Annotated in this window: 16 protein-coding genes; 10 read left to right on the top strand and 6 right to left on the bottom strand. The window is 68.1% G+C overall.

All coding sequences use genetic code 11. The annotated features are described in order from the left end of the window. The first annotated feature begins 23 nt into the window (after positions 1-23). Both ACK4JY_RS14200 and ACK4JY_RS14195 read left to right on the top strand, forming a co-directional pair. A complete protein-coding gene (locus ACK4JY_RS14200) occupies positions 24-587 on the top strand; it encodes a hypothetical protein (protein WP_409606760.1) in 564 nt (187 codons plus the stop codon). A gap of 149 nt (positions 588-736) precedes the next feature. Then, positions 737-934, top strand: coding sequence for a hypothetical protein (locus ACK4JY_RS14195; protein WP_409606759.1), 198 nt, complete (start codon positions 737-739; stop codon positions 932-934). A 145-nt stretch (positions 935-1,079) separates the two neighbouring features. Here ACK4JY_RS14195 and ACK4JY_RS14190 read toward each other — a convergent pair whose 3' ends face one another. From ACK4JY_RS14190 to rplU, 3 genes are all read right to left on the bottom strand, one after another. Next, on the bottom strand, positions 1,080-1,613 hold the full coding sequence (locus tag ACK4JY_RS14190) for a GNAT family N-acetyltransferase (protein WP_409606758.1): 534 nt from the start codon (positions 1,611-1,613) through the stop codon (positions 1,080-1,082). Positions 1,614-1,776: 163 nt separating this feature from the next. Next, entirely contained in the window at positions 1,777-2,055 is a 279-nt protein-coding gene (gene rpmA, locus ACK4JY_RS14185; protein ID WP_409606757.1) for a 50S ribosomal protein L27, read from the bottom strand. A 27-nt stretch (positions 2,056-2,082) separates the two neighbouring features. Beyond that, a complete protein-coding gene (gene rplU, locus ACK4JY_RS14180) occupies positions 2,083-2,673 on the bottom strand; it encodes a 50S ribosomal protein L21 (protein WP_409606756.1) in 591 nt (196 codons plus the stop codon). Between the two features lie 215 nt (positions 2,674-2,888). Here rplU and ACK4JY_RS14175 point away from each other — a divergent pair, with 215 nt between their 5' ends. From ACK4JY_RS14175 to ACK4JY_RS14150, 6 genes are all read left to right on the top strand, one after another. Continuing rightward, positions 2,889-3,620: a hypothetical protein gene (locus tag ACK4JY_RS14175; protein WP_409606755.1), complete on the top strand. Its 732-nt coding sequence runs from the start codon at positions 2,889-2,891 to the stop codon at positions 3,618-3,620. Positions 3,621-3,629: 9 nt separating this feature from the next. Further along, positions 3,630-4,577, top strand: a complete 948-nt coding sequence (locus ACK4JY_RS14170) for a cation diffusion facilitator family transporter (protein ID WP_409606754.1) — start codon at positions 3,630-3,632, stop codon at positions 4,575-4,577. A gap of 342 nt (positions 4,578-4,919) precedes the next feature. Continuing rightward, positions 4,920-5,987, top strand: a complete 1,068-nt coding sequence (locus ACK4JY_RS14165; RefSeq protein WP_409606753.1) for a CobW family GTP-binding protein — start codon at positions 4,920-4,922, stop codon at positions 5,985-5,987. After that, positions 5,984-6,949, top strand: coding sequence for a WD40 repeat domain-containing protein (locus ACK4JY_RS14160; protein ID WP_409606752.1), 966 nt, complete (start codon positions 5,984-5,986; stop codon positions 6,947-6,949). Before ACK4JY_RS14165 ends, ACK4JY_RS14160 begins: the two co-directional genes overlap by 4 nt. A gap of 46 nt (positions 6,950-6,995) precedes the next feature. After that, on the top strand, positions 6,996-7,691 hold the full coding sequence (mtgA, locus tag ACK4JY_RS14155; RefSeq protein WP_409606751.1) for a monofunctional biosynthetic peptidoglycan transglycosylase: 696 nt from the start codon (positions 6,996-6,998) through the stop codon (positions 7,689-7,691). Positions 7,692-7,808: 117 nt separating this feature from the next. After that, complete coding sequence (locus ACK4JY_RS14150; protein ID WP_409606750.1) at positions 7,809-9,707, top strand: pilus assembly protein TadG-related protein; 1,899 nt, start codon at positions 7,809-7,811, stop codon at positions 9,705-9,707. Between the two features lie 27 nt (positions 9,708-9,734). Here ACK4JY_RS14150 and ACK4JY_RS14145 read toward each other — a convergent pair whose 3' ends face one another. Continuing rightward, positions 9,735-10,700, bottom strand: a complete 966-nt coding sequence (locus ACK4JY_RS14145; protein ID WP_409606749.1) for an isopenicillin N synthase family dioxygenase — start codon at positions 10,698-10,700, stop codon at positions 9,735-9,737. Between the two features lie 190 nt (positions 10,701-10,890). Here ACK4JY_RS14145 and ACK4JY_RS14140 point away from each other — a divergent pair, with 190 nt between their 5' ends. Further along, a complete protein-coding gene (locus ACK4JY_RS14140) occupies positions 10,891-11,559 on the top strand; it encodes an OmpA family protein (protein WP_409606748.1) in 669 nt (222 codons plus the stop codon). A gap of 97 nt (positions 11,560-11,656) precedes the next feature. Next, on the top strand, positions 11,657-11,893 hold the full coding sequence (locus ACK4JY_RS14135) for a hypothetical protein (RefSeq protein WP_409606747.1): 237 nt from the start codon (positions 11,657-11,659) through the stop codon (positions 11,891-11,893). Positions 11,894-11,896: 3 nt separating this feature from the next. On the opposite strand, the gene ACK4JY_RS14130 is transcribed toward ACK4JY_RS14135, so the two are convergent. Together ACK4JY_RS14130 and ACK4JY_RS14125 are read right to left on the bottom strand one after the other, a co-directional pair. After that, positions 11,897-13,201 carry a UDP-glucose dehydrogenase family protein gene (locus ACK4JY_RS14130; RefSeq protein ID WP_409606746.1) on the bottom strand — a complete coding sequence of 435 codons (1,305 nt, stop codon included), beginning with the start codon at positions 13,199-13,201 and terminating at the stop codon, positions 11,897-11,899. 169 nt (positions 13,202-13,370) lie between these two features. Beyond that, on the bottom strand, positions 13,371-13,576 hold a 206-nt coding region (locus ACK4JY_RS14125), incomplete at its 5' end, for an OmpA family protein (RefSeq protein ID WP_409606233.1).

Here is a 13,576-nt window from a genome sequence, read left to right as displayed (position 1 = left end):
CGGGCCGCTCTGGAGGATTAACCATGCGCCGCCCGTTGCTCGCCTTCGTTCTCGCCGCCGGCTGCTTGCTGGCCGCCGTCCCGGTGGCGGCCCAGTCGTGGGGCCACAACGGCGGCCATGGCCAGCACCGCGGCGGCGCGAACCGGGCCCCGTCGGCCTTCGACTGGCGCAGCCAGCTGGACCGCCCGGGCGACTACCGGTGCGACGCCTTCTGGGACGCCAGCCGCACGGATTGCCACGCCGGCTGGCGCGACCAGCGTCATCGGGTCAGCCCGCAGGCGCGGCGGGACTACCACCAGCTCGCCGGCTACCGCGGCAACGACGGCCGCTATGGGCGCGCCTGGGCCCATGGTCATGACGGTCGCTACGCGACCCGGCGGCGCGGCTACGGCGACGCCTATGGCTACAGCCGCCCGTCCGGCGTGGCGTATCATGGAGCCTACGGACGACCCGACCTCGTCTACCCGGAGGGCGGACGCGGCGGATATGGCCCCGCCCACGGCGCCGCCCGCCATCCGGCCCGGATCGACTGGTGCCGCGCGACGTACCGCTCCTACGATGTCCGCAGCGGCTACTACCGCGCTTAAAGCGGCCGCCTGATCTTCTGCGGCTGAGCGCGAACGGGGTTCATCCGATCACGGATCGGTGGGTGAGCGCCGTTCGCCATTGTTTCGCCTTGTCCGCACCGCTTCGGTCTCCCTCACCCGCAAGGGGCGGTGGATCAGGGAGCGCGTTCATGTCCCAGCACAATATCTCAGGCTCGGAGGTCTTCGGGCCCAAGCCCGGCGTCATGATCAGGTCGGTCAAGACCAGCGGTCTGCGCCGTCAGCGCGCGGCGCGCACCTGGATGGCCTTCATCGCCGGCGCGGTCGTGGCCGTGGCCGGCGGCGCCATCGCCCTGGCCGCCGTCTTCGGCCCGACGCTGTTCGGGTAGAGGGCTAACGCGCGCGACACGGTCGCGCGCTGCTTGAGCCCGTCTCGCGCGTAGGTCAGGCCCGACGGCCCGTCCAGTCCCGGCCCAAAACTCCCCGCGCTCAAGCAGCGAGCCGCCGCGCGGCGAGCGATAGCGCCCTTATGCTTCAGGCCAGCCAGACCATCCGCCGGGTCCGCGCCTCGTCGCCGCGCGCCTTGCTGAAGCCGCGACGCACCTCGCCCGTGTACAGAAAGCCGGCCTTCTCCAGCACCCGGCCGGAGGCCGGATTGTCGGTGAAATGTCCGGCCACCAGGGCCCGCCGCCGCCACCGCTTCGACGCCCAGACCAGGGCCCCCTCCAGCGCCTCGGTGGCGTAGCCCCGACCCCAGAACGGCCGGCCGATCCAGTAGCCGACCTCGGGCGCCGGATCGCTGTCCTCGAACAGGCCGATGACGCCGACCGCGCCATGATCCTCGTGTTCGATCAGGAAGGTCGCCGCCCGGGCCGGATCCTGTCCGGCCACGGCCAGCACGAAGGCCTCCGCGTCCGCGGTCGCATAGGGGTGCGGCATGCGCAGGGTCATCCGCGCGATATCCGGATCATTGGCCAGGGCGGCCAGACGGCTGACATCCTGGGCGCCGGGGGCGCGCAGGGCCAGACGCCGCGTCTCGACGACAGGGGAGGGTTCGATCACGCACATGGGCGGGCCTCGGTCTTCGCGCCGCCTCCTTGGAGGGCTCGGACGGCTTCGAGGCGGGAACGAAAACGGGGAGCCTGGTGATCCAGACTCCCCGCGGAAATAATTCCCTGGTCCGGATCGCGGCTCTTGAGCCTTGCGCGATCCGGAGGATGGTCCGTTCGCGCTACTCGGCGGCCATGGCCTGTTCAGCGGCCGGAAGAATCGACACGTAGCATCGGCCGTTGGCCTTCTTGGTGAATTTCACGGCGCCGTGCACGGTGGCGAACAGCGTGTGGTCGCGGCCGAGGCCGACGTTCTCACCCGGGTGGAAGGTGGTGCCGCGCTGACGCACGAGGATGTTGCCGGCCAGCACGCGCTCGCCGCCGAACTTCTTCACGCCGAGGCGTTTCGATTCGGAGTCGCGACCGTTACGCGACGAACCACCGGATTTCTTGTGAGCCATAGGTCTGCTCCCGTTCTCGTCTGATTATTAAGCTTCGTCGCCGGCCTTGTCCGCCTTCTTGGCGGGGGCCTTCTTGGCGGGAGCCTTGGTTTCGGTGGTCTCGGCGGCGGCTTTCGGAGCCGCGGCTTTCTTGGCGGGCTTTTCGGCGACTTCGGCCTTGGGCGCGTCGTCGAGCACCTTGGGCGACCTGGCCGGCTTGGCCACAACCTCGGTCTCCTCGACGCGCGGGGCCAGGCCGCGGGCGCGCAGGTTCATTTCCGCCTTGGTCATCAGCGACGCTTCGCCGTCCCATTTGGCGTTCTCGCCGGCGCCGTCGATGCCGGTGATGCGCAGAACCGATTCCATCTGGCGGTGGCCGTTGGTGCGGCGATAGCCCTGACGGCGGATCTTCTTGAAGATCTTGATCTTCTCGCCCTTGCGGGTCTCGACCAGCGTCGCCGCGACGGTCGCGCCGGCGATCAGCGGGGCGCCGAGGGTGATGCCCTTGTCGCCGCCCAGCATCAGCACGTCGCCGAACGACACATTGGAGCCGGCCTCGCCGTCGAGCTTCTCGACCACGATGACGTCGCCCGGTTGAACCCGGTACTGCTTGCCGCCGGTCTTGATCACCGCGTACATGTTGAAGCCTCAGCGAAACGCAAAAAGAATAAGCCCGACGGGGGTCCCCCTCGGGCGAAGAGCGGCGACATATACGGAAGGCGCCCTCCGAGTCAACGCGAACGGGCCGAAAAAGCCCTCACGACACAGATGACCAACCCCCTCACACGAACGCCGGGCGGGATTCTGTCCGGGCCGGCTCGACTGTTATAAAGTAACACGCTACAGAGGCGGCGATGACCCCGCCCGACTTCGATCAACCGATCCTCTGGTCCCTGCTGGGCGGGGGATTCGCCACCGCCTTCCTGCATGCGGCCCTGCCCACCCATTGGCTGCCGTTCGTTCTGGTGGGCCGGGCGCAGCGCTGGAGCCTCGGGCGCGTCCTCGGCGCCGTGGCGGCCGCGGGTCTGGCCCACATCGTGACGACCGCCGCCGTCGGCGGTCTGATCGTTGTCGCCGGGCTGGCGCTGGACCAGTGGATTTCCGGCCTTCTGCCGCATCTGGCGGCGGTGCTGCTGTTCCTGTTCGGCGCCTTCTACCTTGCGCGCGCGACCCTGCTGAAGGTCCAGTCCGCCGGAGGCCCTGATCTGGCCGCCCCCGAGCCGCGCGTCTCCGACGCCGCCGCCTTCTGGGGTCTGGTCGCCATGCTGGCGATGTCGCCGGGCGAGGTCTTGCTGCCGCTCTACCTGGCCCAGGCGACCCAGGGTCTCCTGCCGCTCGTCCTCATGACGGCGGCCTTCCTCGTGGGGACGGTGCTGGGCATGGCGGTGTTCACCGTCCTCGCCAACGCCGGCTATTCGGCGCTGCGGCTCGAACGCTGGGCGCGTTACGAAAGCATGGTGCTCGGCGTCGCCCTGATCGCCATCGGCCTGCTGGTCGCCTCACACAGCCACGCCGAAAGTCAGGCCGCCGATCGGGCCCCGGCCGGCGCCGCGACGGCCCTTCCCCACGCGGGCCACGCTCACTAGGGTCCGCGCATGGCGAACGCCCACGGTCACTCCCACCACGCCCATGACCACGATCACCACGATCATGGCCATGCGCACGGTCATCACCACCACGGTCCCGTCGACACCGGCGACTGGCGCTACGCCGTCGGCCTGATCGTCAACCTCGCCTTCGTCGGCATCGAGTTCGGCGCCGGTCTGTACAGCGGCTCGACCGCCCTGATGGCCGACGCCGGCCACAATCTGTCGGACGTGCTGGGTCTCGCCATGGCCGGCGGCGCGGCCTGGCTGGCGCGGCGGGCGAGCGGCTCGCAGAACACCTATGGCTACGGCAAGGCCACGGTTCTGGCGGCGCTCGCCAACGCCGTCCTGCTGATCTTTGCCTGCGGCGCCATCGCCTTCGAGGCGATCCGCCGCCTGGCCGAGCCGGCCCCGGTGATGAGCGGCCTGATCATGATCGTCGCCGCCATCGGCTTCGTCATCAACCTCGGCACCGCCCTGCTGTTCATGCGCGATCGTCACACCGACCTCAACGCAAGAGGCGCCTGGCTGCACATGATGGCCGACGCCGCCGTCTCGATCGGGGTGGTCATCGCCGGCGCGGCGATCATGGTCAGCGGCTGGTCGATTATCGACCCGCTGGTCAGCATCGTCATCGTCGGCGTCATCCTGATCGGCACCTGGGGCCTGCTCAAGGACTCGGTCAATCTGGCGCTGGACGCCGCCCCGCGCGGCGTCGACGTCGCCGCCATCCGCGCCGCCTTCCTGTCCCTGCCGGGCGTCACCGCCGTCCACGACCTGCACGTCTGGGGCCTGTCGACGACCGAGACCGCCCTGACCGCCCACCTGTGCCACGAGCGCCCCGACGCCGACGCGCTTCTGGCCGAGGCCCAGGCGATGGCGCGCGGCCGGTTCCGCATCGGCCATACGACGCTCCAGTTAGAGGCGCAGCCCTCACCCGATTGCCCCGCCTGCTGAGCGGTCCGGTCGGACGCCGCCGCGCGAGGATGGCCAAAGAGGACTTGTGCGCTGCAAATCCGCCGCCAGCCATCACAATCCAGCCGGCCAGGCCGTTGTTTTCCAACGCCTTGGCCATGACGCCAGCGTCCTGTTCCCGCCTCAGGAAGCGACGGCGGCATAATGGCCCGGGCTTCGCCGCCCCGGTCTTTGACAAACGAGCCCCATCGTTCCGCACGGTATGGACTATCCGGACGATCTGGACGCCTCTGTCGTAGTTTTACCCGGATAAAACCTCGGCGGGACGCAAGTCTCTTTCATCTCGCGCCCCGGCTGACTATCTCAGCCGCCGAAAGGCCTCCCATGACAGACAAGATTCCCGTCACCGTGCTCACCGGCTACCTCGGCGCCGGCAAGACCACCCTGCTGAACCGCATCCTCACCGAGGCCCACGGCAAGCGCTACGCCGTCATCGTCAATGAGTTCGGCGAGATCGGCATCGACAACGACCTCGTCGTCGGCGCCGACGAGGACGTGTTCGAGATGAACAACGGCTGCGTCTGCTGCACCGTGCGCGGCGACCTGATCCGCGTCGTCGCCGGCCTGATGAAGCGCCAGCGCCCGGGCAAGCCCGCCTTCGACGCCATCATCGTCGAGACCACCGGCTTGGCCGATCCCGGCCCGGTGGCCCAGACCTTCTTCGTCGACGAGGACGTCAAGGCGAAGACGCAGCTGGACAGCGTCACCGCCCTGGTCGACGCCAGACACGTCATGGCCCGTCTCGATGACAGCAAGGAAGCCCGCGAACAGGTCGCCTTCGCCGACCGCATCATCCTCAACAAGGTCGACCTCGCCTCGGAGGAAGAGCTGGTCGCGGTCGAGACGCGGCTGCGCAAGCTCAACCCCCTGGCCCCGATCACCCGCGCCGAGCGGGCCAATGTGCCGCTCGACCAGGTCCTCGGCCTCGGCGGCTTCGACCTTGAGCGGATCCTCGACATCAACCCCGAGTTCGCCAACCCGCCCCACGGCGAGGCCGGCCACGTCCACGACGAACACTGCGGCCACGACCACCACGGCCATGATCACGGCCATGCCCACGACCACGCCCATGGCGCGCGCGGTCATGCTCACGAGGACGACATCAAGGGCGTCTCCCTGTCGCTCGACACGCCGATGGACGGGGCCAAATTCACCGCCTGGCTCGACAAACTGCTGGGTGAGCAGGGCCAGAACATCCTGCGCGCCAAGGGCATCATCGACGTCGCCGGCGAGGAGCGCCGCCTCGTCTTCCAGGCCGTGCACATGATCCTTGAGGGCGAACTGCAGAAGCCCTGGGGCCCGATCGAGCGCCGCTGGTCCCGCGCCGTCTTCATCGGCCGCGACCTCGACGAGGCGGCGCTGAAGGCCGGGTTCGAGGCCTGCGCCGCGTGAAGACCCACACCTACGACGCCCAGGTCACCGCCGCCCTGTTCGACGACGCCGGCGCCGTCTTCGCCCTCGGCGACGGCTCGGTCCGGTTCGAGGGCGGCGAGTTCAGCGCCGCCCATGACGGCGCCGTCCTGTGCGCCGCCGTCCATCCCTCCGGCGACGGCGTCGTCACCGGCGGCGACGACGGCCGGGTGATCTGGCACCGCCGCAGCGAGGCCGGGGTTCTGGCCACCGCCAAGGGGCAATGGATCGACGCCATCGACGCCTCGGCCGAAAGCGGCCTGATCGCCTTCTCGGCGGGCAAGACCCTGTCGGTGATCGATGCGAAGGACGCCGGCTTCCGCCGCGACTTCGTCCACGAGCGCACCGTCTCGGGCGTCGCCTTCGAGCCGAAGGGCCGCCGCATCGCGACCTCGACCTACGGCGGCGCGGCCCTGTGGTTCGCCCGCATCGCCCAGCAGAAGCCGACCCTGCTGAAATGGGCCGGTTCGCACACGGCCGTCGGCTGGTCGCCCGACGGCGCCTTCGTCATCACCGCCATGCAGGACAACCAGCTGCACGGCTGGCGCCTCAAGGATCAGAAGAACCTGCGCATGGGCGGCTATCCGTCCAAGGTCCGCGCCATGAGCTTCCTGTCCAACGGCCAGCTTCTGGCCACCTCCGGCGCCCAGGGCGCCGTCCTCTGGCCGTTCATCGGCTCGAACGGTCCGATGGGCCGCGAAGCCACCGAGATTGGCTTCGACGAAGGCAGTTTCGTCACCCTGGTGGCCTCGCGCCCTAAGCATGGCGTGCTCGCCGCGGGCCTCAGCGACGGCCGCGTCTGGCTCGCCGATCCGGCCGGCCAAGGGCTCAACTTCCTCAAGGCGGACAAGGGGACGGCCATCACCGCCCTGGCCATGAGCGCCGACGCCCGCCGCGTCGCCTGGGCCGACGAGGACGGCCAGGCCGGCGTGGCCGACGTCTGAGCCGGCCGCCCTTGCCTGTCGTCCCCCGCCGTCCCACCATCGCCCGATGACGGGTTCGGCGACGATCAGGAAGAAACGGCGGCCGGTGCTGACGGTGCTGCTGGCCCTTGTCCTGCTGCTGCTCGGCAGCGTCGCCATCCACCGCCTCGTCCCGCCGCCGCTGACCTTCCTGATGGTCAGCCGCACGCTGGAAGGGGAGGGGCTGGCCTACCGCTGGCGCTCGCTGGACGACATCTCGCCGCGCCTGGTCGAAGCGGTGATCGCCTCCGAGGATTCGACCTTCTGCGCCCACCACGGCTTCGACATGAAGGCCATCGAAAAGGCGCTGAAGGCCAATGAGCGCGGCGGCCGCATCCGCGGCGGCTCGACCATCAGCCAGCAGACCGCCAAGAACGTCTTCCTCTGGCCGGGCCGCGACTGGGTCCGCAAGGGGCTGGAGGCCGGCTACACCGTCCTGATCGAGACCCTCTGGGGCAAACGCCGCACGATGGAGGTCTATCTCAACGTCGCCGAATGGGCCCCCGGGGTCTACGGCGCCGAGGCGGCCGCCCGGCACTGGTTCGACAAGTCCGCCGCCGACCTCAGCCCGCGCGAGGCGGCCCGGCTGGCCGCCATCCTGCCCTCGCCGCGGCGCTACAACGCCGGCGCGCCCGGTCCCTATGTCCGCCGCCGGGCGTCGCGTGTGATGGCCGCCATGGGCACGGTGCGCGACGACGGCCTCGCCGCCTGCGTGCTTGGCTGACTGTCAGCTCCCGGCCGTTAACGCTCGCTGTTGACGCTTCTCTTAACCGACTTGGGCCACTGTAGACCGGATGGCGTGGGTGGATCAGGCCCGCGGGCGACGGCGGCTGGAACGGCGATGAGGCTGAAGACTTGGATTAACGGTGTTTGCGGCGGTGCGCGGAGTCTCGCGCGGGGCCTGGCCGACGACGTGCGCGGCAACGTCGCCATGCTGTTCGGCCTCAGCCTGCCCGTGCTGATCCTGATGACCTTCGGCGGGGTCGACGTCCACCGGATGTCGACCGTCAGGGTCAATCTGCAGGACGCCCTCGACGCCGCGGCCCTGGCGGCGGCGCGCTCGCCCTACACGGAGGATGACGACCTGCAGCGGGTCGGTCTCGCCGCCCTGAAGGCCAATCTCCAGGGCTATTCGAACGTCACCCTCGAGGAGGACCAGACCAGCTTTGTTCTTAGCGGCGAAGAGGTGGTCGTGGCCACCGCCCGGGTCCAGGTGAAGACTCTCGTCGCCAACATCTTCCTGCCGCCCTACGGCAAGATGATGGACGACTATATGCCGGTGGGCGGCCATTCCGAGGTCAACCGGTCGTCGCGCAACATCGAGGTCGCGCTGGTCATGGACGTCACCGGCTCGATGGCCGGCCAGCGGATGACCGACCTCAAGAACGCGGCCAAGGAGCTGGTCGACATCATCGTCCAGCCGGTCCAGACGCCCTACTTTTCCAAGCTGGCGCTGGTTCCCTATTCCATGGGGGTCAACCCGGGCGGGAACGCCAACGCCGTGCGCGGTACGCCGGTGGGCTCAACCCAGATCACCGGCGCGGTGATGAACCTGACGGGAACGGCGAAGGACATCAGCTGGGCGACCAAGGGCAACCCGGTGGTGATCACCTCGGCGAACCACGGCTTCAACAACAACGACATCGTCTGGATCTCCGGCGCGACCGGCATGACCCAGCTCAACAACAAGCCGTATCGGGTCCGCAACAAGCACAACGATACCTTCGAACTCTACACCGTCGGGGGAAACAGCGTCAGCGGTTGGCGATACGACACCTATACCGGAAACGCCAAGGTCCAGCGCTGCCAAGACAATGACTGCTCGATCACAATCACCTCGGCGCGGCACGGTCTGATTAACAACGACTACGTCTATCTCACCAACGTCGGTGGTATGCGGGACGCGAACAATAACAGCGTCGTCAACAACAGAACCTTCCTCGTTGGCAACACGACCGCCGACACCTTCACCATTGAACCTTCGGACGGTCAGGGGATCACGCCCTACACCTCTGGGGGCCAAGCCTGGTGCGCCCAGCAGGGCTGCACCTGGTTCGCCTTCGAAAACATGTACGGAAACCTCGAGACCCACCGGATCAGTGACTGCGTCACCGAGCGCACGGGGGCTCAGGCCTATACCGACGCCTCGCCCGCGAGCAGCCGGGTCGGCCGCAACTATCCGGGGGCGTCCAACCCCTGCCTCGAGGCGACCATCCAGCCGCTGTCCAGCAACAAATCGGCGCTCAAGAGCAGCATCGACGGCTATTCGGTCGAGGGATCGACCGCCGGCCAGATCGGCATCGGCTGGGGCTGGTACATGGTCTCTCCCAGCTTCAACTACCTTTGGCCCTCGAACGGGGCGGCGGACTACAATACCGCCAGGACGCTCAAGGCCGTGATCATCATGACCGATGGCGAGTTCAACACCCCCTATTGCTCGGGCGTGATCTCGCGCGACGCCGGCGCCGGCTCCGGCAACAACTCGGAAAAGATCGACTGCGGCGCCGAGAATGGCAACCCTTTCAACCAGGGCCGGGCGATGTGCGCGGCGATGAGGGCCAAGGGCGTGCTGGTCTACACCGTCGGCTTCCAGATCGCCGCCGGCGGGGACGCGGCCAGCATGCTGGCGGCCTGCGCTTCGGGTCCGGACAATTTCTACCTGCCCGCCAGCGGTGGCGACCTGTCGGAGGCCTTCGCCGCCATCGGTCGGGACATCACCCAGCTTCGCATCTCGAAATAGCGGCGGTGTCCGGACGCCTCCCGCCGCTTAGATCAGCCGGATTTCCTTCAGTCGTTCGGTCAGGAAGTCCTCGGCCATGATCGCCTTGCCGGCGTAGCGGTCCGGGTTTTCCGGCGTCACCGTCGACGGCAGGCTTTCGATCACGAAGTCCGGGTTGAAATGCAGGAAGAAGGGCGTCGAATAGCGGGCGAAGCTGGCCCGTTCGGGCGCCGGATTGATCACCCGGTGGCTGGTCGACGGCAGGACGTGGTTGGTCAGCCGCTGCAGCATGTCGCCGATATTGACGACCAGGGCGTTGGGCGGCGGCGCGATGTCCAGCCATTCGCCGTCGGCGTCCTTCAGCTGCAGGCCGGCCTCCTCGGCGCCCAGCAACAGGGTGATGACATTGATATCCTCGTGCGCCCCGGCCCGCACACCGGGCGCATTCGCCGGCACAGGAGGATAGTGCAGCATGCGCAGGATGCTGTTGCCCAGCTCGACCTTGTCCTCGAAGAAGTCGTCGCCCAGTTCGAGATAGCGGGCGATGGCCCGCAGGATGCGTCGGCCCAGTGCGTCCATGGCCGTGAACATGCCGTACAGATGCCGGCGGAAGCCCTCGACCTCGGTCGGCCAGACGTTGTCGCGCATATATTGGCGATAGGGGTGACCCTCGGGCAGTTCGCGCCCGACGTGCCAGAACTCCTTGAGATCGACCGCCGCCGCGCCCTTGGCCGCCTCGACGCCGAAGGGCGTCAGCCCGCGCGCGCCCCCGGTGCCCGGCTGGTGATATTTGCGCTTCACATCCTCGGGCAGGGCGAAGAAGGCCTTGGCGTCGTCGATGGCCGCCTCGATCACCGCCCCGTCCAGTCCGTGGTCGGCGATCACCGCGAACCCATAGCGTTTGAACGACGCCCCCAACCTGTCGGCGAAGGCCTGGAAGTCGGTGTCGTAAAGCGTCATCGAAACCGGTTCGATGGCGCGGGCGGCGGGGGCGGAACTCGGGCTGTCACCCATGGCGGGACCTCAAATGGACGTGCGGGCGTTTCCATACGCCCTGCGGGCCGATCTTGGCAAAGCGAGGGCCCGGCGATCCGCGTCGATGAAAAAACGCGCCCGAACTCCATTCACCCGGGGTACAGGTGGGAACCTTGACTGTAAGGCCGCGTTCCGCCGTCAACCAAGGAACTGGAAGGACCATTCCGTCATGCAAGCCAAACTTGTTCTCACCGGTATCAGCGTCGCCGCCCTGCTGGGCGCCTGCACCACGACCGATCCCTACAGCTCGCAACCGCGCCGTAACAACACCGGCACGGGCGCCATCGCCGGCGCCCTCGGCGGCGCCGTGCTGGGCTATCTGACCAACACCTCCAACTCCGAGGAAGGGCGCAAGAACGCCCTGATCGGCGCCGGCATCGGCGCTCTCGGCGGCGCGGCCGTCGGCGCCTATATGGATCGCCAGCAACGCGAGCTGGAAGCCGAGCTTTCGGGCTCCGGCGTCGGCGTGGCCCGTCAGGGCGACAACCTGGTCCTGCGCATGCCGTCCGACGTGACCTTCGCGTCCAACCAGTCGTCGATCAATCCCGGCTTCTACGCCACCCTTGATGACGTCGCCGGCGTCCTGAACCGCTACGACCAGTCGGTCGTCGACATCGTCGGCCACGCCGATTCCGACGGCGCAGACGACTACAATCTGAACCTGTCGCGTCAGCGCGCTTCTTCGGTGGCCCAGCATCTGGTCAGCCGCAATGTTCTGGCTGACCGCCTCTATGTCGACGGTCGCGGCGAGAGCCAGCCCGTGGCCACGAACGCCACGGCCGCCGGCAAGGCCCAGAATCGCCGCGTGGAAATCATGATCCGTCCGTTCCGCGGCTAGACGCTCAATCGGACCCGCACCGCGCCCGGGCCGACAGCGCCCTAAATGAAAAAGGCGGAGCCCCGGCTCCGCCTTTTTTGTTGTTGGACACCGTTCCGTGACTTGCAGCCTCGTCGCGCAGGTGGTGGATAACAAACAGGGTTTTGATTCGGGGGACTGCGTGCGGCCGGACCATGAAATCGTCGACGGGATCAGGCTTGGAGCGATCGCCATCGTCTCGGCGGTGGTCACGGCGATGATCGTCATCGGCGCCGGGCAGAGCCTGCTGCCGCAACCTGACGCCAGCGCCGCCGCGGCCGCGGCGCTGGTCCATGCCTCCCTGCCGCAGAACTGAAGCCTAGGCCCGTCCGATCGAGACGTAGCGGAAGCCGCGCGCCCGCATATCGTCGGGCCGGTAGACATTGCGCAGATCGACCATCACCGGCTGGCGCATCACCTGCTTGACACGGTTCAGATCCAGCGCGCGGAACTGGTCCCATTCGGTCAGAATGACGACCACGTCGGCGCCCTCGACGGCCTCATAGGGGCCGTCCCTGAACACCACCCCGGGCAGCAGGTGGGCGGCTTCCTTCATCCCCTCGGGATCGAAGGCCTGAACCGTGGCCCCCATGGCGATCAACGCCGGGGCGACGTCCAGCGAAGGGGCGTCGCGCATGTCGTCGGTATTGGGTTTGAAGGTCAATCCCAGCAGGGCGACCGTCTTGCCCGCCAGCTCCCCGTCCAGCGCCGCGGCCACCTTGCCGGCCATGGCCTTCTTGCGCGCGTCGTTGACCTCGACGGTGGTCTCGATCAGCCGCACCGGCGCACCGGCGTCGACTGCGGTGCGCACCAGGGCGAGGGTGTCCTTGGGGAAGCAGGAGCCGCCGTAGCCAGGCCCGGCGTGCAGGAATTTGGACCCGATGCGGTTATCCAGCCCGATGCCGCGCGCGACCTGCTGAACGTCCGCTCCGACCTTTTCGCACAGGTCGGCCATCTCGTTGATGAAGGTGATCTTCATGGCGAGGAAGGCGTTCGCCGCATATTTGATCAGCTCCGACGTGCGCCGGCCGGTGAACAGGATCGGCGTCTCATTGAGGTTCAGCGGGCGATAGATCTCGCGCATCACCGCTTGGGCCCGCGGGTCCTCGGCGCCGACCACGATGCGGTCCGGACGCTTGAAGTCCTCGATCGCGGCTCCCTCGCGCAGGAACTCCGGATTGGAGACGACGGCGAAATCGGCGTCGGGGCGTCGGGCGCGGATGATGGCCTCGATCTCGTCGCCGGTGCCGACCGGCACGGTCGACTTGGTGACGATGACCGTGAAGCCCTCGATCAGGCCGGCGATCTCCTCGGCGGCGGCGTGGACGTAGGACAGGTCGGCATGGCCGTCGCCGCGCCGCGAAGGGGTGCCGACCGCGATGAACACCGCGTCCGCCGTGCGGATGGCCTCGGCGCCGTCCAGCGCGAACGTCAGGCGACCGTCGCGCACATTGGCGGCGACCAGATCGTCCAGTCCGGGTTCGAAGATTGGGATTTCGCCCTTCTCCAGCCGCGTGATCTTGGAGGCGTCCTTGTCGACGCAGGTCACCTCATGGCCGAAATCGGCGAAACAGGCCCCTGAGACCAGGCCCACATAGCCGGTTCCGATCATCGCCACGCGCATGCGGTTTCACCCTCTGTAACTGGGATCGGGAGATAGCGGTCGTCTCCGTCTTTGACCACCCCGTGCCCCGCGGCAAAGCAAAACCGCCGGCCCCGTGAGGGACCGGCGGCTCTGGTCTTGTGTTGCGCCCGCCCTGGCCCGGAGGCCGGGGCGGTCGACGTCAACTGTCCTAGAAGTTGATGCCGATGGTGGCGCGACGGTTCAGAGGCTCGCGAACGCCGTCGGCGGTCGGGCGGGCCAGGTTGGTTTCACCTTGGCCGTCCAGCGAGATGACGCCGCCGTTGACGCCCTGGGCGACCAGCGCGTCCGCAACGGTGCGGGCGCGGCGGTTGGACAGGCCGACGTTGTAGGCGGCCGAGCCGGAGGTGTCGGTGT

The organism is Brevundimonas sp. (genome assembly GCF_046295595.1).
Lineage (GTDB): Bacteria > Pseudomonadota > Alphaproteobacteria > Caulobacterales > Caulobacteraceae > Brevundimonas.
This window is presented reverse-complemented; position numbering and strand designations above follow the sequence as displayed.

Bases quoted from the DNA above. Each gene is read 5' to 3' on its own strand.
- ACK4JY_RS14200 (WP_409606760.1), top strand. From the start codon at position 24: ATGCGCCGCCCGTTGCTCGCCTTCGTTCTCGCCGCCGGCTGCTTGCTG.
- ACK4JY_RS14195 (WP_409606759.1), top strand. From the start codon at position 737: ATGTCCCAGCACAATATCTCAGGCTCGGAGGTCTTCGGGCCCAAGCCC.
- ACK4JY_RS14190 (WP_409606758.1), bottom strand. From the start codon at position 1,613: ATGTGCGTGATCGAACCCTCCCCTGTCGTCGAGACGCGGCGTCTGGCC.
- rpmA (WP_409606757.1), bottom strand. From the start codon at position 2,055: ATGGCTCACAAGAAATCCGGTGGTTCGTCGCGTAACGGTCGCGACTCC.
- rplU (WP_409606756.1), bottom strand. From the start codon at position 2,673: ATGTACGCGGTGATCAAGACCGGCGGCAAGCAGTACCGGGTTCAACCG.
- ACK4JY_RS14175 (WP_409606755.1), top strand. From the start codon at position 2,889: ATGACCCCGCCCGACTTCGATCAACCGATCCTCTGGTCCCTGCTGGGC.
- ACK4JY_RS14170 (WP_409606754.1), top strand. From the start codon at position 3,630: ATGGCGAACGCCCACGGTCACTCCCACCACGCCCATGACCACGATCAC.
- ACK4JY_RS14165 (WP_409606753.1), top strand. From the start codon at position 4,920: ATGACAGACAAGATTCCCGTCACCGTGCTCACCGGCTACCTCGGCGCC.
- mtgA (WP_409606751.1), top strand. From the start codon at position 6,996: ATGACGGGTTCGGCGACGATCAGGAAGAAACGGCGGCCGGTGCTGACG.
- ACK4JY_RS14150 (WP_409606750.1), top strand. From the start codon at position 7,809: ATGAGGCTGAAGACTTGGATTAACGGTGTTTGCGGCGGTGCGCGGAGT.
- ACK4JY_RS14145 (WP_409606749.1), bottom strand. From the start codon at position 10,700: ATGGGTGACAGCCCGAGTTCCGCCCCCGCCGCCCGCGCCATCGAACCG.
- ACK4JY_RS14140 (WP_409606748.1), top strand. From the start codon at position 10,891: ATGCAAGCCAAACTTGTTCTCACCGGTATCAGCGTCGCCGCCCTGCTG.
- ACK4JY_RS14130 (WP_409606746.1), bottom strand. From the start codon at position 13,201: ATGCGCGTGGCGATGATCGGAACCGGCTATGTGGGCCTGGTCTCAGGG.